This is a genomic window from Tamilnaduibacter salinus, assembly GCF_003096655.1.
In the GTDB taxonomy this organism is placed as follows: Bacteria; Pseudomonadota; Gammaproteobacteria; order Pseudomonadales; family Oleiphilaceae; genus Tamilnaduibacter; species Tamilnaduibacter salinus.
The window spans coordinates 309,888-329,396 of record NZ_QEKQ01000004.1 but is presented as its reverse complement, the minus strand read 5'-3'; the positions used below and the strand labels follow the sequence as shown (position 1 = coordinate 329,396).

The 19,509-nt window shown below is 61.8% G+C and carries 19 protein-coding genes; 11 read left to right on the top strand and 8 right to left on the bottom strand.

Going from position 1 to position 19,509, the window contains the following annotated elements:
* Positions 1–239: 239 nt before the first annotated feature.
* A complete protein-coding gene (gene tyrS, locus C8D92_RS08285; protein ID WP_116919030.1) occupies positions 240–1,448 on the bottom strand; it encodes a tyrosine--tRNA ligase in 1,209 nt (402 codons plus the stop codon).
* Positions 1,449–1,764: 316 nt separating this feature from the next.
* On the opposite strand from tyrS, the gene C8D92_RS08280 reads away from it, so the two are divergent.
* Together C8D92_RS08280 and C8D92_RS08275 are read left to right on the top strand one after the other, a co-directional pair.
* Complete coding sequence (locus tag C8D92_RS08280) at positions 1,765–3,231, top strand: OapA family protein (protein ID WP_243402402.1); 1,467 nt, start codon at positions 1,765–1,767, stop codon at positions 3,229–3,231.
* Positions 3,221–4,321, top strand: coding sequence for an anhydro-N-acetylmuramic acid kinase (locus C8D92_RS08275; RefSeq protein WP_116919029.1), 1,101 nt, complete (start codon positions 3,221–3,223; stop codon positions 4,319–4,321). The genes C8D92_RS08280 and C8D92_RS08275 overlap by 11 nt, the downstream gene beginning before the upstream one ends.
* 20 nt (positions 4,322–4,341) lie before the next feature.
* Here the strand turns inward: C8D92_RS08275 and erpA are convergent, their stop codons facing one another.
* The 4 genes from erpA to argC all read right to left on the bottom strand — a co-directional run bounded on the left by erpA (position 4,342) and on the right by argC (position 7,015).
* Complete coding sequence (erpA, locus tag C8D92_RS08270) at positions 4,342–4,695, bottom strand: iron-sulfur cluster insertion protein ErpA (protein ID WP_095609431.1); 354 nt, start codon at positions 4,693–4,695, stop codon at positions 4,342–4,344.
* Positions 4,696–4,763: 68 nt separating this feature from the next.
* Positions 4,764–5,219, bottom strand: a complete 456-nt coding sequence (locus C8D92_RS08265; protein WP_095609432.1) for a bactofilin family protein — start codon at positions 5,217–5,219, stop codon at positions 4,764–4,766.
* Between the two features lie 5 nt (positions 5,220–5,224).
* Positions 5,225–5,962, bottom strand: a complete 738-nt coding sequence (locus C8D92_RS08260) for a DUF6776 family protein (protein ID WP_116919028.1) — start codon at positions 5,960–5,962, stop codon at positions 5,225–5,227.
* 12 nt (positions 5,963–5,974) lie between these two features.
* Positions 5,975–7,015: an N-acetyl-gamma-glutamyl-phosphate reductase gene (argC, locus tag C8D92_RS08255; RefSeq protein ID WP_116919027.1), complete on the bottom strand. Its 1,041-nt coding sequence runs from the start codon at positions 7,013–7,015 to the stop codon at positions 5,975–5,977.
* Between the two features lie 141 nt (positions 7,016–7,156).
* On the opposite strand from argC, the gene C8D92_RS08250 reads away from it, so the two are divergent.
* From C8D92_RS08250 to hemL, 5 genes are read left to right on the top strand one after another with little or no spacing between them, the layout of a single operon-like run.
* Positions 7,157–8,944 (top strand): chloride channel protein, encoded by a 1,788-nt coding sequence (locus tag C8D92_RS08250; protein WP_116919026.1) that lies wholly within the window; start codon positions 7,157–7,159, stop codon positions 8,942–8,944.
* A 4-nt stretch (positions 8,945–8,948) separates the two neighbouring features.
* The gene (hemJ, locus tag C8D92_RS08245; protein ID WP_095609436.1) at positions 8,949–9,371 is read left to right on the top strand and encodes a protoporphyrinogen oxidase HemJ; all 423 of its coding nucleotides are present in this window, start codon (positions 8,949–8,951) and stop codon (positions 9,369–9,371) included.
* Between the two features lie 13 nt (positions 9,372–9,384).
* Positions 9,385–10,167, top strand: coding sequence for a bifunctional hydroxymethylpyrimidine kinase/phosphomethylpyrimidine kinase (gene thiD / locus C8D92_RS08240; RefSeq protein WP_116919025.1), 783 nt, complete (start codon positions 9,385–9,387; stop codon positions 10,165–10,167).
* The gene (gene thiE, locus C8D92_RS08235) at positions 10,164–10,805 is read left to right on the top strand and encodes a thiamine phosphate synthase (protein WP_116919024.1); all 642 of its coding nucleotides are present in this window, start codon (positions 10,164–10,166) and stop codon (positions 10,803–10,805) included. Before thiD ends, thiE begins: the two co-directional genes overlap by 4 nt.
* The gene (gene hemL / locus C8D92_RS08230) at positions 10,805–12,091 is read left to right on the top strand and encodes a glutamate-1-semialdehyde 2,1-aminomutase (protein ID WP_116919023.1); all 1,287 of its coding nucleotides are present in this window, start codon (positions 10,805–10,807) and stop codon (positions 12,089–12,091) included. The genes thiE and hemL overlap by 1 nt, the downstream gene beginning before the upstream one ends.
* 155 nt (positions 12,092–12,246) lie before the next feature.
* Here hemL and C8D92_RS08225 read toward each other — a convergent pair whose 3' ends face one another.
* Both C8D92_RS08225 and mrcB read right to left on the bottom strand, forming a co-directional pair.
* Positions 12,247–12,768, bottom strand: a complete 522-nt coding sequence (locus C8D92_RS08225) for a tetratricopeptide repeat protein (RefSeq protein WP_095609440.1) — start codon at positions 12,766–12,768, stop codon at positions 12,247–12,249.
* The gene (mrcB, locus tag C8D92_RS08220; protein WP_095609441.1) at positions 12,768–15,068 is read right to left on the bottom strand and encodes a penicillin-binding protein 1B; all 2,301 of its coding nucleotides are present in this window, start codon (positions 15,066–15,068) and stop codon (positions 12,768–12,770) included. The genes C8D92_RS08225 and mrcB overlap by 1 nt, the downstream gene beginning before the upstream one ends.
* Before the next feature lie 53 nt (positions 15,069–15,121).
* On the opposite strand from mrcB, the gene C8D92_RS08215 reads away from it, so the two are divergent.
* Positions 15,122–16,738: a bifunctional aminoglycoside phosphotransferase/ATP-binding protein gene (locus tag C8D92_RS08215; RefSeq protein WP_095609442.1), complete on the top strand. Its 1,617-nt coding sequence runs from the start codon at positions 15,122–15,124 to the stop codon at positions 16,736–16,738.
* Positions 16,739–16,765: 27 nt separating this feature from the next.
* Complete coding sequence (locus C8D92_RS08210) at positions 16,766–17,119, top strand: pentapeptide repeat-containing protein (protein ID WP_095609443.1); 354 nt, start codon at positions 16,766–16,768, stop codon at positions 17,117–17,119.
* Here the strand turns inward: C8D92_RS08210 and sfsA are convergent.
* Positions 17,101–17,817: a DNA/RNA nuclease SfsA gene (gene sfsA, locus C8D92_RS08205; protein ID WP_095609444.1), complete on the bottom strand. Its 717-nt coding sequence runs from the start codon at positions 17,815–17,817 to the stop codon at positions 17,101–17,103. The genes C8D92_RS08210 and sfsA overlap by 19 nt on opposite strands.
* A gap of 277 nt (positions 17,818–18,094) precedes the next feature.
* Here sfsA and dksA point away from each other — a divergent pair, with 277 nt between their 5' ends.
* Both dksA and gluQRS read left to right on the top strand, forming a co-directional pair.
* Entirely contained in the window at positions 18,095–18,535 is a 441-nt protein-coding gene (dksA, locus tag C8D92_RS08200; protein ID WP_095609445.1) for an RNA polymerase-binding protein DksA, read from the top strand.
* A gap of 60 nt (positions 18,536–18,595) precedes the next feature.
* Positions 18,596–19,495, top strand: coding sequence for a tRNA glutamyl-Q(34) synthetase GluQRS (gluQRS, locus tag C8D92_RS08195; RefSeq protein WP_095609446.1), 900 nt, complete (start codon positions 18,596–18,598; stop codon positions 19,493–19,495).
* Positions 19,496–19,509 lie beyond the last annotated feature (14 nt).

Here is a 19,509-nt window from a genome sequence, read left to right as displayed (position 1 = left end):
ACCGAACCAGCGCCCACACGAATTACTCAGCCTGCTTTTTAAAGAGCTGGGCTTTCGCCCTTAAGAGACCGCGCATGATACGCCAAATCTCTTTGTTGTCAACCGTTATTTTCAAACCAATGAAAAAGCCAGAAAATCAGTCGGTTGTCTCTTCCCGAAACACCCCGCTAATGGGCTGTGCCTCGAAAGGAATGCGCATTCTACAGGGACAGCCAACACTGTCAACAACATTTCTTCAATCAATCGCCTTCAACGATCCGGACCCTGGCAATCTTCTTCTTCCCGGCCTGCAGCACCGACTCATCACCGACCCCAAACATGACACTGCCTTCCGCCGGCTGACCATCCATATAGACGGCACCGCGCTTGAGTACGTCCTTCGCTGCCGCCGCATTCTTCACCAGCCCGGCCAAGCGCAACACTCGTGCCAGCGGAAGCGCTTCCTCATCACCCAGCGCCACATCAACCGCCGGGACATTCTCTGGTATCTCCCCCAGCGCAACGAGATTGCCAGCGGACTTATGCGCCGTCTTTGCGGCCTCCTCATCATGGAAGCGGGTGATAATCTCCTCCGCCAGCAGCTTCTTATACTCCTGCGGGTTGGCCCCCTGCTCGATCGCAGCCTGGAACTCCCGGACTTCCGACAGCGGACGCAGACTCAGCAACTCATAGTAGCGCCAGAGCAATTCGTCCGGCATCGAGAGAATCTTGGTGTACATCTCACCCGGTGAATCGGTCACGCCTATATAGTTGTGAAGCGACTTCGACATCTTCTGGACGCCATCGAGCCCTTCAAGAATCGGCATTGTCAGGATGACCTGAGGCTCCTGATCATAGTGCTTCTGAAGAATGCGCCCCATCAGCAGATTGAACTTCTGATCCGTACCGCCCAGCTCCACGTCCGCTTTGAGCGCTACAGAGTCGTACCCCTGAACGAGCGGGTACAGAAACTCATGAATGGCGATTGGCTGTTCCGCCTCATACCGCTTGGCGAAGTCATCGCGCTCCAGCATTCGGGCGACCGTGTACTGCCCGGCCAGGCGAATCATATCCGCCGCACTGAGCTCATTCATCCAGTCCGAGTTGAAGACCACCGTCGTCTTCCCAGGATCGAGGATCCGAAACACCTGCTCCTTGTAGGTGGCGGCATTGCGGACGACTTCCTCGCGGGTTAATGGCGGACGGGTGGCACTCTTCCCCGTCGGGTCACCGATCATGCCGGTGAAATCACCGATCAGAAACACCACCTCGTGCCCCAGGTCCTGGAATTGGCGCAGCTTGTTGATCAAAACGGTGTGCCCGAGATGCAGATCAGGAGCCGTCGGATCGAACCCCGCCTTAATGACCAGTCGGCGCCCGGACTTCAGCTTTTCAACCAGATCCTCTTCAGGCAGCAGTTCATCCACACCTCGCTTGATGACCGCCAGGGCCTCATCGATCGTTGTCATGCGTGCGCTTCCTCGCTTTCTCGCTGCACCGGGGCCACACCCGGTTTACATGAACACAACAAAAGGCGGCAAAACATTACGCCCAAACGGGGCTCAGCTCTCAGAATGATACGATGCGCCTCTTGATAATGACGGGGGTCTGGCGACCGAACACACCGAGAAAACGCCAGCCCGTGAAGAATCGCGCCGGATTATAACAGGGCCAGCCATGAAGTCTCCCCCCGGCGGGAAGAGCCTGACGCCCCAATGGACGCTTTCTCAGCGCCCATGAGTACTCTATACTTCATCGACAAGTTGAATTGAGCGTCACAACATCATGACTCAACGCCAAAAGTCCCTGTTTAGTCTGGTCCGGGCCTTTCCCCGCCGCCACGTCGTCGCCATTGCGACCATCAGTGTTGCTGTGGCGGCCGGAATGGCAATCGGCCCCGAAGAGCCCGAAAAGACCACGCGAACCACGGTCGCACTTGCACCGCCGGAGAGGGCCGCCAATGCGACGGCTCCCGTTGCGGTCTCAACGCCGGACACGACCGACAGCGCACAAACACAGCCGACACTGCCTTCGGCAGCCAAGATCAAGCCCGCAAATCCAGCGGGCAGCGTCTCCATCGCCGAGTCTTCTCCAGAGAAACCGGAAGCCGCCCCTCCGGCGACGCCGAAGATCAACTGGCAGGCCTTTGAGATTGAATCGGGCGACAGCCTTTCGAGTCTGTTTCAGAAAGCAGGCTTCAGCGACGCGCTCATGCTGTCGGTCGTTAACGGCGAAGGCAAGGCAGGAAACATCGAGCGCCTGTACGCGGGCGAAACAATCCGCTTCGGCACCGATGCAAATGGCGACCTGACAACGATTCGCCTCAAGCGGGACCGGCTGGAATCGCTGGTGATTGACAGGAAGGACGGGGGCTTCTACGGCAGTGTCGAAACCCGCGAGCCCGACATCCAGACCGAATTCGCGACCGCCGAGATCGACGGGTCGCTTTATCTGGCCGCTCGGGAAGCGGGTCTGAACGACCGGCTGACCATGGAAATCGCCGGATTGTTTGGGTGGGAGATTGACTTCGTTTACGACATCCGCCGAGGCGATCGCTTCGAAGTGCTGTACGAAACCAAGCACCTGGATGGCGAGCGCATTGGTACCGGCGACATCCTGGCGGCCAGTTTTATCAATCAGGGCGAGCGCATTACCGCATTGCGCTACACCGACCAGGACGGCGACACGGACTACTACACGCCGGACGGGCGCAGCATCAAGAAAGAATTCCTCCGGACGCCGATTAATGCCCGCGTGTCGTCACCCTTCAACCTGCAGCGCCGCCACCCGGTGCTGGGCACTGTTCGCCCGCACGAAGGGACGGACTACGCGGCCGCCGTTGGCACCCCCATCAAGGCGTCCGGTGACGGCCGGGTTCGTTTTTCAGGGTGGAAAGGGGGCTATGGGCGTACCGTCGTCATTCAGCACGGCGACAACATTTCCACGCTGTATGCGCACATGAGCCGCATCAAGAGCAACATCGGGCGCGGCACACGAGTCGAGCAGGGAGAAATCATCGGGTATGTTGGCGCCTCCGGCATGGTGACCGGCGCTCACCTGCATTACGAATACCGCATCAACGGCGCACCGCGTAACTCACGAACAGTGAGCCTGCCAGAGGCCAAACCGGTGCCGGACTCGGAAATGCCGGCATTCCGGGCATCGACCCGCCCCCTTCTGGCAGCCCTGCGCCAGGAGGAAGGCGAGCATCAGCTGGCCCTTGGACCAAGAGCCACTGACAATGACGGCTGACATCTGGCTCGGCCTCATCTCAGGCACCAGCATGGACGGCATTGACGCCGTGCTGGTGTCCTTTCTCCCCGAACGCATCGAGATTCACAAGACCCTCTCCCACCACTACGACCCGACGCTCCGCCAGCAACTTCTCAGACTCAGTCAGAATCAGGGGACACCGGACGATGTTGGGGCCATTGATCAGGCCGTCGGCAAGACGTTCGCGGAAGCCGCCTGCCGCGTCATCAAGGAAAGCGGGTTGAACCGCGACCGAATTCGGGCGATCGGCAGCCATGGCCAGACCATCCGCCACCAACCCAATGGCGATCAGAACTTTTCCCTGCAGATCGGTGATCCGAACGTGATCGCAGAACGCACGGGCATCCAGACGGTCGCCGATTTTCGGCGTCGGGACATGGCTGCGGGCGGCCAGGGAGCGCCCATGGTGCCCGCGTTCCATCGGGCCTGGTTTGGGGATGAGGCGGAAGATCGTTGCATCGTGAACATCGGTGGCATCACCAACATCACGTGGCTACCGGCTGGCGATGCCAGTGCCGCCAACGGCTTTGATACCGGACCCGGCAATGCGCTTCTGGATGCCTGGTGCCTGGACCAGAACGGCCGCCCCTTTGACGATAATGGCGACTGGGCGCGACAGGGGCAGATTGACCAAGGCCTTCTGGAGGACATGCTGACCGACGCCTATTTCGCCCTGCCGGCCCCCAAAAGCACCGGAAAAGAACGCTTCAACCTGGAATGGATACAGACATACCGGCGGCGCCACCCGGACACCTCACCGGAGGATGTTCAGCGAACACTGTTGGCGCTGACCGTCGAGACGCTGAACCGCCAGTTGCCTGCCGGCGCCCCGAAGACGCTCTACATCTGTGGTGGTGGCGCCCAAAACCAATTCCTGATGGAGTGCCTGAGATCAACCATCAGCGCGCCAATCGACACAACCGATACGCTCGGCCTGGCACCGGACTGGGTTGAGGCCGTCGCCTTTGCCTGGCTCGCACGGCAGACACTTAACGGCCAGCCGGGCAACCTTCCGTCGGTTACAGGCGCGAACTCGCCGAAAATTCTTGGGGGGATCTGGCCAGCGTAGAGGAGCGCGCCGGCCGGCCCTCAAATCGAAAAGGAGGAACCACACCCACAGGTTGTGGTGGCATTGGGGTTGTTGACAAGGAATTGAGCACCCTGAAGCCCTTCCTGGTAGTCGATGGTCGCGCCCACCAGGTATTGGTAGCTCATGGGATCCACAACGAGCGTAACGCCTTCACGCTCAATCGTCGTGTCCTCGTCTTCCAGATCCTCATCAAACGAAAAGCCATACTGGAAGCCGGAGCAACCGCCCCCGGTGACAAACACCCTCAACTTGAGTTCCGGATTGCCTTCCTCTTCGACCAGCTCCTGAACTTTTGACACGGCACTGTCGCTGAAAAACAGTGGCGTCGGAACCTGTTCCTGGACTGCGCTCAAGGCTGCCTCCTGAACTTACCCTCGAATACTGTCTGGATTATCCAATGCCTGAGTAAAACCGTCAATTATTAAGAGGCATCGTCTTCACTCACCCCGTGCACCGGTTCATCCTGAGCGGCGGGCTCAGGATTCGCCTGCCGCAGAAGGCCGACCGGCTCTTTTCGATGGACGAGATTGCCATTCACTTCCGCGCCCATCGCCATCTGCACCAGGTTGTAGTAGACGTTTCCGGTAATGGAGGCCTTTGGGGCCAACTCCAGATGCTCAGAAGCGTAGACATCACCGTGGACGGTCCCGTTGATGATGACATGTGGTGCAACGATATCCCCATCGATTCGCCCGATTTCAGACAGTCGCAAAACGGCCTCCTCGCCTTCTTCAGACGAAACCGTACCATGGACCCGACCATCCACATGCAGCCCGCCAGTGAAGTGAACATCACCAGAAACAGCCGTCTTGCTGGAAATCAGCGTGTCAAAATTCCCGGTCGGCTTGCGGGTCTTCTGTTTTTTGTTCCCCATCATGGGTGTCAGCTCTCCACCGTTGCTTGCCAGTTAAACGTGCGTTCGCTTTGAGCCGGGCTGCGCCCTTCGGCTTTGGCCACTACCTGGACTTCAAGAGGCGTAAAGCCCTCCGGTAATGCCATTACACCCTCGATATTCTGAAAATACCGGTAGCGAAAACGAATGCCCAGCTCCTCAACCTCGCCGGAAAGTTCCCGTAACGCGATTACCCGTCGCTCACCATCCTGACGCCCGATCACATTGACGGCCACAACGCCCTCAATATAACGACGGTTGTCATCCACTTGCGTCAGGCTGAGGCTATAGGCATATCGCCGCGCCATTGGCTTTGCCTTCAACTCAAGGCGCTGTATGCGCAGTCCATCATTCGCTTCCGATGGTGCCATGATGTTTTTGTAGAACGTCAGATCCGCCTGGAGCTCATCAATCCGCCCTTCCAGAGCGGCGATTGAGTGCCGGGCATCGGCCAGCGCCTGTTCGTCGATGCGTCGCCCCCGCCTCAGCGTCACCATCTCGCGCCGGGCCTCGGCGTATTTCTCACGGACCTCGGCCAGGTCCTCCGACAGCATCGAGCGGGTCTTGGCCATGTCACTGAATCGAAAACCGCCTTCCGCCATGCCCACCATGTAACCGATCAACATACTGGCGACTGACAGGACCAACAGGATCACGAACTGCCAGACCCGACGCCCCGGCTGATGACGGACGACGACATAATCTCCGGAAGACGGTTCACTCGCCAAGCCGCAAACCCCTTACGGCAGCAGGGCAGGGATGTCCAGCCCCGCCGTTTCCGACAGACCGCACATCAGGTTCATGTTCTGAACGGCCTGACCCGCCGCGCCCTTAACGAGATTGTCAATGACCGCCGACACAATCACCACCGAGCTGTTCTCCTGGCGATGAAGGGCGATCCGGCACATGTTGCCACCCCGCACGCTGCGGGTCTCCGGATGAGTCCCAAACGGCATGACATCAACAAACGGCTCGTCGCTGAAACGTTCTTCGTAGAGCGCCTGGAGGCGGTCAAACTGAGACGGATCCTTCAGATCAGCATACAATGTGGCTTCTATCCCGCGCACCATCGGAATCAGGTGCGGGACAAACGTGACGCCCACCGGCCCGCCACTGGCCCGCTCGAGCCCCTCGCGGATTTCCGGCAGATGGCGATGGCCGGACGCACCATAGGTCTTGAAGCTCTCGCCAACTTCGCCGTGCAGCATGGCGACCTTGCCCTGACGCCCGCCACCACTGGCACCGGATTTGGCATCGGCAATGAGTCGCGATGGATCCACCAGCCGCTCCTCAAGCAGTGGCAGGAAGCCGAGCTGTACCGCCGTCGGGTAGCAGCCGGGGTTGGCAACCAGGCGGGCTTCCCGAATCCGGGAGCGGGCAGTTTCCGGCAATCCATAGATCGCCTCCCCGGCCAGCTCAGACGCTTCGTGCTTCATGCCATACCACTGCTGCCAGACCGACAGGTCGCGAAGCCGGAAATCAGCGGAGAGGTCGACGATACGGGTGCCAGCGTCCAACAAGGTCTGTACGGAGCGCATGGCCACACCGTGCGGCGTGGCAAAGAACACCACGTCGCAATCGGCCAGCTGTTGATCGTCCGGGTCGGTGAACGCCAGCCCATCGCAGTAGCCGCGCAGGTTGGGATACATGTCCGTCACCGGCATACCGGCCTCGGATCGTGACGTAATGGTCACGATCTCAGCGTCCGGGTGGACCGCCATAATCCGCAGCAACTCCACCCCGGTGTACCCGGTGCCCCCCACGATACCGACCTTGATCAACGCTGCCTCCTCGCTCTTTAATGCACATTTGTTGCAACCGAGTTTAACATGATCACGGCTCCGTTTTTGCGCCGCCAGAGGCGACGGGTACAATAACGGCTCCCCCATCGAGAAACGAGAGCAAAGGACATCAGACTCTGAATGAGCAGCTGGAAGGACCGGATCAACCTCGAACTGTTTCCCCTGTTCCGGCGGAAACTGGCCGGTGTTGACGGGCTTCCCCAGCTCACCATCCTTGGCCTCGTCTCCGGCATTATCACCGGCGCGGTCATCCTGGCGTTCCGGTTTGCGATCGAGTGGCCGCTGGCCACCTGGCTTCCGGGCCAGACCGGAGAGGCATTCGAGAGCCTCCCCCTGCTGACCCGCAGCCTTCTGCCACTTGGAGGCGCCCTGCTGCTCGGCCTGCTATTGCACCGGCTGCACATCTCGGACCGGAAAGTCGGCGTCACCTATATCCTTGAGCGCCTGAACTACCACCAGGGTTACATCTCACTAAAGAGCGCGATGGTGCAGTTCATTACCGGGGTCGGCACGGTCGTTACCGGTCAGTCCTCGGGACGGGAGGGGCCGGCGGTTCACCTCGGTGCCGCGGCGTCCAGCCTGATCGGCCAGTGGATGCGACTCCCCAATAACAGCATTCGGACTCTGGTGGCCTGCGGAGCTGCCGCTGCCATTTCCGCCTCGTTCAACACGCCCATCGCGGGCGTTATCTTCGCTATGGAAGTGGTTATGATGGAGTACACCATTGCCGGGTTCACGCCCATCATTATGGCCTCCGTCAGCGCTGCGGTCGTCACCCAGGCCGTCTACGGCACAACGCCGGCCTTCGATGTGCCTGCGCCCACCATGCAATCACTGCTGGAAATCCCCTGGATACTGGCCATCGCCGTGGCGATCGGTGTCGCATCGGCCGGTTTTGTTCGGCTCCTGGTGGCGGCCACCCGTTTCAACCACCACCCGATCACGCTCCGGATGGCCGTCGCGGGGCTCATCATGGTGCCGTTTGCGGCGTTGGTGCCGGAAGTCATGGGCATCGGCTACGACACGGTCAGCAAGGCCATTCATGGCCAGCTCACGGTGGGCGTACTGATCGGGGTCGCCCTGGCAAAACTGGTGGCCACCGCGGTCACGATCGGGCTGGGAATGCCCAGCGGCCTGATCGGCCCCACGATTTTCATCGGTGCCACTCTGGGCGGCGCGTTCGGGCTGATCGGCGCGCAGATCGCACCGAACGCTGTCTCCGGCATTGGCTTCTACGCCATGCTTGGCATGGGCGCCATGATGGGCTCCGTCCTGCAAGCCCCGCTTGCCGCTCTGATGGCATTACTGGAACTGACACGGAACCCGAACATCATCCTGCCCGGCATGCTGATTATCACCACCTCGAGCCTGATCGCCAACCAGGTCTTCGGACAGCGATCCATCTTTCTCAGCGTGCTGCGCAGCCAGGGCATGAGCTACCAGACCAACCCGGTCATCCAGGCACTCCGACGGGTGTCGGTCGCGGGCATCATGGAGCGCAGCGTACGTCGCACACGACGGAACATCACCCTCAAGGCCGCCCGAAAGCTGCTCAAGACAGAGCCCCGGTGGCTGGTCATTGATGGTCAGAAGGGCCCCACAGCGGCCATGCCGGCAGTGGATCTGGCCAGGCACCTGGAAGACCATGCCGAGGAACTGACGGCAGCCGAGGACGCGTTAGACGAGCCGGAGCCCGCTGTCATCGACCTCATGAAGATTCCGGCGAACCGGCGGGACCTGGCGCCCGTAGAATTCCAGGCCACGCTGGAAGAGGCCCTGAATCGGTTCGACGAAACCAAAGCCGAAGCCCTTTACGTGACCCGCCACGGCGCGCCGGGCATCCAACGCATTCTAGGGCTGATCCAGCGGGCCGACATCGAACACCACTACCAGTACAAGCGGAGATAACACCATGCTGTGGGTCAAGGCGTTTCATGTGATTGCCATGGTCTGTTGGTTTGCCGGCCTGTTCTACCTACCCCGGCTGTTTGTCTATCACAGCGGCGCCACGGACACTGCCAGCGTCGAACGGTTCAAAATCATGGAACGAAAGCTCTACCGGGGGATCACGACGCCTTCGATGGTGGCGACGGTCCTGCTCGGAATCTGGCTCATCAGCTATCACCCCTCGGCCTATTTCAGCCAGGGCTGGCTGCATGTGAAACTGGTTCTCGTGGCCATTCTGCTGGCGTACCATTTCTACTGCGGTTATCTGGTCCGCGTTTTCCGTGACGATGCCAATCGTCGCGGGCACATCTTTTACCGCTGGTTCAATGAATTCCCGGTACTGATTCTGACGGCGGTCGTGATACTGGCGATCGTCAAACCCTTCTGATAACGAGTAACTGATGAAACGTCCCAACGTGCTGATTCTTTCCGGCCTCGACCCCTCCGGAGGGGCTGGTCTCCAGGCGGATATCCAGGCGGTCACCGCCATGGGTGGGCACCCCCTGCCATTACTTGGCTGCCTGACGGTGCAGGACACCCATAATGTCCATAATGCAGCGCCAGTCGACGCGGACCTGATTCGTCAACAGCTTCAGGCGCTGGCGGGCGACATTCCGATCCATGCAGTCAAGACCGGGGCGCTGGGAAACGAGGCAGTGGTCTCTGTCCTGGCGGACTTCCTGGAGCAACACGGGCCGTTACCACTGGTCGTCGATCCGGTCATCAAGGCCGCCGGCGGAGGCGATCTGGCCGACGCGGCATTGCTGGACGCCATACGCACCCGGCTCTTCGAACGGGCGACGGTCATCACACCCAACGGTGTTGAACTGGCCAGCCTGGGCGGCCGTGACGATCCCGCAGAAGCGGCCAGAACACTGACCGATCAGGGCTGTCGGGCCGTTCTGGCAACGGGGGGGCACGGTAGAGGGCCCGAGGTGGTCAACCAGCTGTTCTATCAGGATGGCACATCGCAGCATTGGCGCCTCCCGCGTCACGGTGGCGAATATCACGGCTCGGGCTGCACGCTGGCAGCCGCCATCGCCTCAGGCCTGGCGGAGGGCCACGATCTGGAAACCGCCATCGACCATGCCCAACAGTACGTCCGACGTACCATCGAGCACGCGATGAACGTGGGTGGAGGACAACCCGTACCGGACCGCCATCAGCCGGGGGATCACGCATGAGGACCGTGCCGCGGGGGCTCTATGCCGTCACGGATCCAACCCTGCTGCCGGAAGACCGCCTGATCCCGGCGGTCGAAGCCGCCCTGCAGGGGGGCACGGTATTAGTCCAGTACCGGGACAAAGCCGCCGGCGAGGTGGACCGTCGCCGACGCGCGGAATCGCTGCTATCTCTCTGCCGGAACTATCATGTGCCGCTGCTGATCAATGACGACCTGGACCTGGCGCAGCGCATTGACGCCGACGGCGTCCACCTGGGTCAGTCGGACGGGCGCGTCGATGAGGCTCGACACCGGCTGGGCGATCAGGCCCTGGTTGGCAGAACCTGTCACGACCGACTCGACCTCGCCCGGGAAGCGGCCGATCAGGGCGCCGATTATCTCGCCTTCGGTCGCTTCTTTCCATCAGTGACAAAACCTGAGGCGCCCGCCGCCACGCCCGACATCCTGACCGAGGCCCAAACTCTGAACCGGCCCACAAGCGCGATTGGTGGCATCACGCTTGAGAATGCCGCCCTGCTGATTGCCCATGGTGCGGACCTGCTGGCCGTCATCGGCGGCCTGTTCGCGACAGACGATGTGGCGGCGCGGGCTCGCGCCTTCGACCAACTTTTTCATGCCAGCCCAGACAGGAGCTCCTGATGACACAGTCTGACACCCTTTTTGCGAATGCCTGCAAAGTCATCCCCGGTGGCGTCAATTCGCCGGTACGGGCCTTCAAAGGTGTTGGTGACGTGCCATTGTTCATCAAGACCGCACGTGGCGCCTATATGGTTGACGAGGACGACAACCAGTACATCGACTACATCGGCTCCTGGGGACCGATGATTCTTGGCCACCACGACCAGCGCGTCGTGGACGCCCTGCACGCACAGATTGATGTCGGCATCGGCTATGGCGCCCCGACTGCCATTGAAACCGCCATGGCAGAAAAGATCTGCGAGCTGGTGCCGTCCATCGATATGGTCCGGATGGTCAACTCCGGCACCGAGGCCACCATGAGCACCGTCCGGCTGGCCCGCGGTTACACCGGCCGCGACAAAATCGTCAAGTTCGAGGGAAATTATCACGGTCACGTCGACAGCCTGCTGGTCAAGGCGGGGTCCGGCGCATTGACACTGGGCATTCCCAATTCCCCGGGCATTCCCGCCAGCCTGGCGGAACACACCCTGACAGTCTCCTACAACGACATCGACAGCGTCCGCGAGGTCTTCCGTGAGATGGGCGACCAGATTGCCGGCATCATCGTCGAGCCGGTGGCGGGCAATATGAACTGTGTGCCGCCAGTACCCGGGTTCCTCGAAGGGCTCCGCGAGGTCTGTGACGAACACGGCAGTCTGCTGATCTTCGACGAAGTGATGACCGGCTTCCGGGTCGCCCGGGGAGGCGCACAGGAACGCTATGGCGTCACGCCCGATCTGACAGCGCTTGGCAAGGTAATCGGCGGCGGACTCCCGGTGGGCGCCTTCGGCGGGCGACGGGAGATCATGGAATATGTTGCGCCACTGGGCCCGGTGTACCAGGCGGGCACCCTCTCCGGGAATCCACTGGCCATGCGCGCCGGTCTCACGACACTGGAAGCCCTCTCAGAACCAGGCTTCCACGCCCGCCTCGAAGAAAAAGCCCAGAGGCTGACCGAGGGTCTTCAAGCCGCATCGGACAAGGCGGGCATCCCCATGGTCACACAACGGGCCGGAGCGATGTTCGGGCTCTTTTTCACGGAGGAATCCTCCGTGACGCGGTTTGATCAGGTGGCCGCCTGCGACAAGGAACGGTTTGGCGCCTTCTACAAAGGCATGCTTCGGGAGGGAGTGTATCTGGCGCCTTCGGCCTTTGAAGCCGGGTTCATCTGTGCCGCGCTGTCGGACGAGGACATTCAGCACACGATCACGGCCGCCGAGAAAGTGCTTTCTGAGCTTCCACAGTGATCGACCCATAACAAAAGAGGCCGCACATGGCGGCCTCTCTCTGCTCGCTCAGGGGAATTCGGTTACCGGGGCAGACCGCCTGACAGGGCATCGCCAAGCTGGCCAACGCCATTCCCCAGCTGGGACTCAGGCACACACCATCGCCATTTAGGCGCTTACAGGGCCCGGGCCCTCTGCTGAGCCTTCTCGGCCCCCGCCATATCCCCGGCCGAGCGCCGGATATCCGCCAGCAAAGACCACCCTGTTCGCTGCAGCGGCACACTGTCACCAGTCAGCGACAGACCACGCAGGGCGAACTGCTCCGCTCTCCCCAACTGATCGTTCGCGCGATAGGCGTGGGCCAACCGATAGTAGACCTCCGCCGAGCGGGGAGAAATACGCTGCGCCCGTTCCAGCCGTCCGATGGCGGCACCGACCTGGTCATTGCGCATCAATCGGTCGGCATCCCGTATCAGGCTCACAGCGGCAGGCGAGAGGGACGGCGCCTCACTCTGGTGACTCGGCGCCGAACGCGCCTCCACCGAAGGACGTGAGGCGGGTTCATCACCCTGCGCTTCAGACGAGGTGTCGCTGTCCACCGGCCGCTGCGCCGGAACGTAGATATCAGGTCCGGGGCCGCCGGCACACCCGGCAAGAAGAATGCCGCCCAGAATCAGTCCGCCAATTCGAGTCCCCATCAAAAGACGCTCCGCAGCCAGTTGCGAATTTGACCGCCCAGGCTGCCGGAGCAGGCCACACGATCGGTCGGCTCACTGCCCGCAATGAACGGCATATAACGGCCCTCGCCACAGCCTTCTTCGGTCAGCGCTGCCTTGTCACTGTCCACCCAGTGGTAGTTCACCTCCGCCGGCACCACCGGTGAGAAGCTGTTCTGGGGGATACGCGACATCAGATCGGCCCAGACCGGCAAGGCACCGGTCGCCCCTGTCAGTGGCGTCGGGCCGTTGTCATCCCGGCCGACCCATGAAACCGCGAGCAGGTCACCGCTGAATCCGGCAAACCAGCTGTCCCGACCGTCGTTGGTGGTCCCGGTCTTGCCGGCCAGCCCGAGTTCGCGGGGCAGATACCGATAGGCACTCTTGCCGGTGCCCTCCTGCATGACCTCCTGCATCGCATACTGCACCAGATGAACAGCGGCCGGATCGACCACCTGTTTCACCTCAAGGCCGTAGCGGGACAGGCTCTCGCCACCGGCCGTCGTCACTTCGCGGATGGTCCGCAGCGGCGTATTGAACCCGCCGGTCGCAATCCCCTGATAGAGCGACGCCACCTCTACGGGCGAGAGGGATGCCGCACCAAGCAGCATGGAAGGGTAGGTGGGGATATCACGGGCCAGCCCCAGCTTGTCCAGGGTGTTGCGCACCGCTGGAACCCCCACACCCAGGCCAAGCCGGACCGATGCCAGATTGTACGAGTGGGACAGGGCCCGATGCAGCGGCACCTCTCCATGAGCCTCACCGCTGTAGTTCTCCGGCTTCCACTCCCGACCGTTGTCGAACACCAGCGCGAACGGCCTATCCTTCAACGGCGTGACCAGCGTATAGTCCTCCGGACGCGACAGAGCAGACAGGAAGACAAACGGCTTCATGAGGGAACCGATGGGACGACGGGCATCCACCGCCCGGTTAAACCCGTCGTATTGCGACTCACGGCCGCCAACCAGCGCCACCACTTCACCACTGTCTCGACTGGTGACCACCACGGCGGACTCGAGCGTTTTCTCCGATCGGTCATTGAGACGGGCCAGGCGCTCGGCGACGGCGTTCTCAGCCGATCGCTGAATGGCCGGGTTCAGCGTGGTGAAAATCCGCAGCCCTTCACTCTGCAGGTCCTCCTGTCGATAGTCCCGGGACAGGTGGCGCTGCACCAGATCGAGATACGCCGGGTATTCGGCGCCTGTGAAGGACGGCCGGTCAACCACATCCAGCGAACGGGCCTGTGCCTGGTCGGCCCGCTCACGGCTGATATGACCGGCCTGTTCCATCAGTCGGATCACCAGATTACGGCGCTCACGGGCCCGCTCCGGGTGCCGGCGCGGGTCGAAGTAGCTGGGGCCTTTGATGACCGCCACCAACAAGGCCACTTCATGCAGATCCAGGCGTCGGAACGATTCCCCGAAATAGAACTGACTCCCCAGACCGAAACCATGGATCGCCCGGGACCCGGCCTGCCCCAGGTAGACCTCATTCAGGTAGGTTTCGAGAATGTCGTTCTTTTCATAATGCGCTTCCAGCAGAAGCGCCATGATGGCCTCGTTCGCCTTGCGCACCAGGGTCTGGTCCCGGGTGAGATAGAAGTTCTTGACCAGTTGCTGAGTCAGGGTGCTGCCCCCCTGAACCACGTGACCGGCCTGGATGTTTGCCCAGAGGGCACGCAGAATCGACAAGGGCGCGATGCCCCAGTGATCGAAGAAGTCCTCGTCTTCCGTGCTCAGCAGCGCTTCCCGGAACAGGGCCGGCGCCTCATCCAGCGATACCAGCACCCGGTCCTCGCCGTGAGAGGGGTAGATGCCCCCCACCTGCACCGGCTCAAGGCGCATCACGCGGGTCGTCGGCCCTTTGCGAACCTGAAAGGCTTGGACCCGGTCGCCGTTGATGGTCAGCGAGATTTGCCGCGCCGGTTGCTCCCCATCCGGGAAGCGAAAGGCACGGGTGTAAATCGTAAAACGCCCTCCGGAACGGCTGTAGCTGCCGGGTTCCGACGGGAGGCGTACCGGCTCGTAACCGAGGCGATCCAGCTCGTATCGCAGGCTGTCCACGCTGATCGGGGCGCCATCGTAGATCTCAAGCGGCCGCGCGAAAACACGGGACGGCACCTCCCAGCGTCGTCCTTCAAACTTGGAAGTCACAACAGCATCGAGATAGACCACCCAACCGGCCAGGATGATCAGCGCAACGATAACGAGTTGCCAGATCAGCCGCCGCCAGGGATGACTCGGAGACTTCTTGGAGGAACGGGCCTTTTTCATGCGGCGCATTATATACAAATATCCCTTTCGCGCCGTTAAGATACAGCAACAAACACTGATAAATGGCCAAGGAGAACTCTGTGAGCAGCGAGCTGATCAGCGCCCTGCAGGACCCTGCGCTCTACGATCACCCGGTGGATGGTTTCCGGGTGTTCGAAACCCATATTTCCTGGGTGATTCTGACGGGCGAGTTTGCCTACAAGATCAAGAAGCCAATGGACTTCGGCTTCCTCAACTTCTCGACGCTCGAGCGCCGCAGAACCTTCTGCCATGAAGAGGTCCGTCTCAACCGCCGCATGGCGGACAGCCTCTACCTGGACGTGTTGCCCATCACCGGCAGCGCCAGCGCCCCGGTCCTCAACGGCGACGGCGAGCCGTTCGAGTACGCCATCCGCATGCGCCAGTTCGATCAGGCCGGGATGCTGGACGGCATGCAGGAGCGTGGTGAGCTGACGAGCGGGATCATCCGGGATCTGGCTCACCAGACCGCCCTGTTCCACCGCAACCTGCCCACTGATCCGCCGGATGACGAACTGGGCACCGCGGGCGCCATTGGCAGCGCCATGCAGGAGAACTTTGATCAGGTCCGGCCCATGCTTGAGGACGCCGATCTGCTCCGGCAGGTGGATGAGCTGGAGGCCTGGACCCAGTCTACCTTCGAGCGGCACCGGGACCGTATCCAGAAACGCCGGGATGATGGATTCGTCCGCGAATGCCACGGTGACCTGCATTTGTCGAACATCACCCTCCAGAACGGCCAGGCTACCGTTTTCGACTGCATTGAGTTCAACGACTCCTTCCGCTGGATCGACGTCCTCAACGATCTGGCGTTTCTACTCATGGATCTTGAGTCCCGCGACGAGTACGGCCTCGCCACGGAGGCACTGAACACCTGGCTGGAATACACAGGCGACTATGAGGGACTGGCGCTGCTGCCGCTTTACAAGGCGTATCGCGCCATGGTCCGGGCCAAGATCGCGCTGTTCACCCGTGAGAATCCGGACCTGGACGACGAGGCAAGGGCCGAACTGCTGGACAGTTACCGCCGCTATGCGGCCCTGGCCGACACCTACACCCGAATCCCGAACGCCTACCTGCTGGCCACAACCGGACTTTCCGGCAGCGGCAAATCCGTCATCAGTGCAGCCCTGTCCCGCAGCCTCGGGCTGGTTCGGCTTCGCTCCGACGTGGAGCGCAAACGCCTGTTCGGGCTCGACCCACTGGAACAGAGCCACAGCGAACAGGAGGGCAATCTGTACACCGCCGAGGCAACGCGCGAGACCTACGACCGGCTGAGTCAGCTTGCCGGCGCCCTGCTCCAGGCTGGCATGCCGGTCATCGTCGATTCCGCCGCGCTCAAGCAGCAGGAGCGGGAGCAACTGGAGTCGGTCGCCGCCAATCTGGGGCTTCCGTTCTGCCTGATTGACTGCGAGGCGCCGGAAGAAACCCGACGCCAGTGGGTCCGCGAACGTCAGGGCGACGCATCGGAAGCCACTGAGTCGCTGCTCGACGCCCAACGGCAGTGGGCCGAATCGCTGACGGAAGAGGAGCGCACCCACACCATTCATGTCCGCACCGATGCGGAAGGCGCGGCGGAGCTGCTGGCCGAACGCATTCGCGGGCATTTCCGGGTCGACCCGCGCACGGATCACCCAGGCGAGTCGGCGTCACCGGCCTAAGCACTCAACAAACGGGGAGGCATCACCGTGGAAGAAGACATTCACACCATTGATCACCCGCTTTACCAGACTCTGCGGAACGAAAACATTGACGCGTTCAACGAGGCCAGGGAGCGACTTGAGACGCTGCCGGACTTCGCCCATGGCGACTTCCGGGGACTGGACCTGCGAGGCATGCATGCCCAGGGCCTGAACATGAGCCACGCGTATTTCCGGGGCGCGGATCTTCGAGGGATCGACCTGAGCGAGACCATGCTCGAGGGCGCCAGCATCGCCGGCGCGAAGATCTCAGGCTGCCTGTTTCCGCGCGAGCTGCACGCTGATGAAATCGTGATGTCCCTGAACCACGGCACCCGGATGCGCTACAACATGGGGAAGTAGACATCGACCGGATGCGTCAGAGTGATGGCCTGGCCGGTGATGTCCGCTTGCCAGGCCATCACCTCGACGCCAGCCGCCAGCGCCTCCCGAAGCAGGCGCCCGTAGGCCGGGTCAATGTGATCGGCCGGCACCACCGAGCGGATGCCGGTGTGATTGACACAGAAGAGCAGGACCGCGCGGTCGCCAAGCCGGACCTGCTCCATCAGTTCCCGGAGGTGCTTCTGACCGCGAGTGGTGACGGCATCGGGAAAGTACCCCTGCCCTGATTCGGCCAACGTCACGTTTTTCACTTCCACCCAGGCGTCCGCCCGACGGGCATGCCCCGACAGGTGCAGATCAATACGGCTTTTCTCCTGCCCGTAACGCACCTCGGAACGGATCGTCGGATACCCCGCAAGCTCCGGCACCCCGCCCGACTCAAGCAGCTCCCGAACCTGCCGGTTCGGTCGTGCCGTATTGATACACGCGATCTCACCCGGCGACGTCTCCACCAGTTCCCAGGTATACCGCAGCTTGCGTTTTGGATCGCTCGACTCACTGAGCCAGACCCGGCTCCCCGGAACACAGCAGCCCAGCATGGAACCCGTGTTGGGGCAATGCGCCACCACCTCGGCCCCGTCGGTCAGCCTGATATCGGCCAGAAAGCGTTTGTAGCGGCGCACCAGGACCCCCTCAATCAAGGGCGGCGAAAAATCCATTGCAGGCCTCTTGCTCCGTTCCTCATCAAGGCGCGTATTATGGGCCAGAGAGTGGACTGATTCGACCCGTGTCTGCGCCGTGTCACGGGGCTGGTACACCCCTCGGTAATCTGCTATTTTCCGCAGATTCGCCGGTCTGCCGGGTCGGACCAAAGGGGCAGCATCTGCTACGCTTGACGGCTGCGGTGACCGGTCGTCAGACCCTCCCAGGGAACGGGCCTCCGGCGGCATCCCGTGCCGGAGTTTTTACCGGAGCACAACAAAGAGGCTGTTTTCTATGCCGAACACAGACGACAAGATTCAGGAAAGCCTGGGCAACTTCACCCCCTACGAGCAGGGCAAGGGTGAAGAGTACATGAGTGACGAGATGCTGGAGCATTTCCGGCAGTTGCTGATGGAATGGAAACAACAGCTCATGGAAGAAGTGGACCGCACCATGCACCACATGCAGGAGGAGGCGGCCAATTACGCCGATCCCAGCGATCGGGCCACCCAGGAAGAAGAATTCAGCCTGGAGCTCCGGACCCGGGACCGTGAACGCAAACTGATTCGTAAGATCGACCAGACCATCGACCGGATCGATAAAGACGATTACGGCTTCTGCGATCAGTGCGGCATTGAGATCGGCATTCGTCGTCTGGAGGCCCGGCCCACGGCGACTCTGTGCATCGACTGCAAGACCCTGTCCGAAATTCGTGAGCGGCAGACCGGCATCTGAACCGGTGACACCGACATCACTGACCGGAGCGGGCGGAACCCGCTCCGGCCGGCCGTGATTATGACATCAGCCTACCGGGGCCGATTCGCCCCCTCACCCACCGGCCCACTGCACTTCGGTTCGCTGGTCGCTGCCCTGGCCAGTTATCTGGATGCCCGTGCCCATAACGGCCAGTGGATGGTGCGCATCGAGGACCTGGACCCGCTACGGGAACCGCCCGGTGCCGCCCGGCAGATCCTGCAAAGCCTGGAGGTCCATCACCTCCAAAGTGACGAACCGGTTCGCTATCAGTCCAATCGCCACCACGCCTATGACCGCGCGATTGAGCAGCTTCTCGCCCACCATCAGGCCTACCGGTGCCCCTGCTCGCGGCGGGAGCTGCGCGAGCATGACGGTCGCCACCCCCGCCACTGCCGGGAACAGCCTCAGCCAGCCGATCAGGCCCACGCGATCCGACTGACGCTGGACGATGCCACCATCGGCTGGACGGATCGGGCACTGGGCGAGCAGGCCGCCATCACACGCGCTGAAATCGACGACCCGGTCATTCGCCGCAAGGAAGGGTTTTACGCCTATCAATTGGCGGTGGTCGTTGATGACATGGACCAGGGCATTACCGACGTGGTCCGGGGAGACGATCTGCTGGACACCACCCCGGCGCAGATCCGCCTTTATGACCTGCTCGGCGGCACGACACCCTCCTGGCTGCACCTGCCCGTCATCCTCAACACCAGCGGCCAGAAGCTGAGCAAGCAGACCCACGCCCCGCCACTGGATGACGATCAGCCCGGCACCAACCTCTTCCGCGCCCTGCAGGCGCTCGGCCAGTCACCGCCGGCGACACTCGCATCGGCCTCACCGGCGTCGCTCATCGACTGGGGCATTCGCCACTGGCGCCCGGATCAACTGCCGGCACAGCCGGCTCCCGCGCCTGACAGCGCCGGTGACCCCATGGTATAAGGGAACCGATCCGG

Bases quoted from the DNA above. Each gene is read 5' to 3' on its own strand.
- thiE (WP_116919024.1), top strand. From the start codon at position 10,164: ATGAGGACCGTGCCGCGGGGGCTCTATGCCGTCACGGATCCAACCCTG.
- dksA (WP_095609445.1), top strand. From the start codon at position 18,095: ATGCCGAACACAGACGACAAGATTCAGGAAAGCCTGGGCAACTTCACC.
- thiD (WP_116919025.1), top strand. From the start codon at position 9,385: ATGAAACGTCCCAACGTGCTGATTCTTTCCGGCCTCGACCCCTCCGGA.
- C8D92_RS08215 (WP_095609442.1), top strand. From the start codon at position 15,122: ATGGCCAAGGAGAACTCTGTGAGCAGCGAGCTGATCAGCGCCCTGCAG.
- hemL (WP_116919023.1), top strand. From the start codon at position 10,805: ATGACACAGTCTGACACCCTTTTTGCGAATGCCTGCAAAGTCATCCCC.
- sfsA (WP_095609444.1), bottom strand. From the start codon at position 17,817: ATGGATTTTTCGCCGCCCTTGATTGAGGGGGTCCTGGTGCGCCGCTAC.
- gluQRS (WP_095609446.1), top strand. From the start codon at position 18,596: ATGACATCAGCCTACCGGGGCCGATTCGCCCCCTCACCCACCGGCCCA.
- C8D92_RS08280 (WP_243402402.1), top strand. From the start codon at position 1,765: ATGACTCAACGCCAAAAGTCCCTGTTTAGTCTGGTCCGGGCCTTTCCC.
- hemJ (WP_095609436.1), top strand. From the start codon at position 8,949: ATGCTGTGGGTCAAGGCGTTTCATGTGATTGCCATGGTCTGTTGGTTT.
- C8D92_RS08275 (WP_116919029.1), top strand. From the start codon at position 3,221: ATGACGGCTGACATCTGGCTCGGCCTCATCTCAGGCACCAGCATGGAC.
- C8D92_RS08265 (WP_095609432.1), bottom strand. From the start codon at position 5,219: ATGATGGGGAACAAAAAACAGAAGACCCGCAAGCCGACCGGGAATTTT.
- C8D92_RS08225 (WP_095609440.1), bottom strand. From the start codon at position 12,768: ATGGGGACTCGAATTGGCGGACTGATTCTGGGCGGCATTCTTCTTGCC.
- mrcB (WP_095609441.1), bottom strand. From the start codon at position 15,068: ATGCGCCGCATGAAAAAGGCCCGTTCCTCCAAGAAGTCTCCGAGTCAT.
- C8D92_RS08250 (WP_116919026.1), top strand. From the start codon at position 7,157: ATGAGCAGCTGGAAGGACCGGATCAACCTCGAACTGTTTCCCCTGTTC.
- tyrS (WP_116919030.1), bottom strand. From the start codon at position 1,448: ATGACAACGATCGATGAGGCCCTGGCGGTCATCAAGCGAGGTGTGGAT.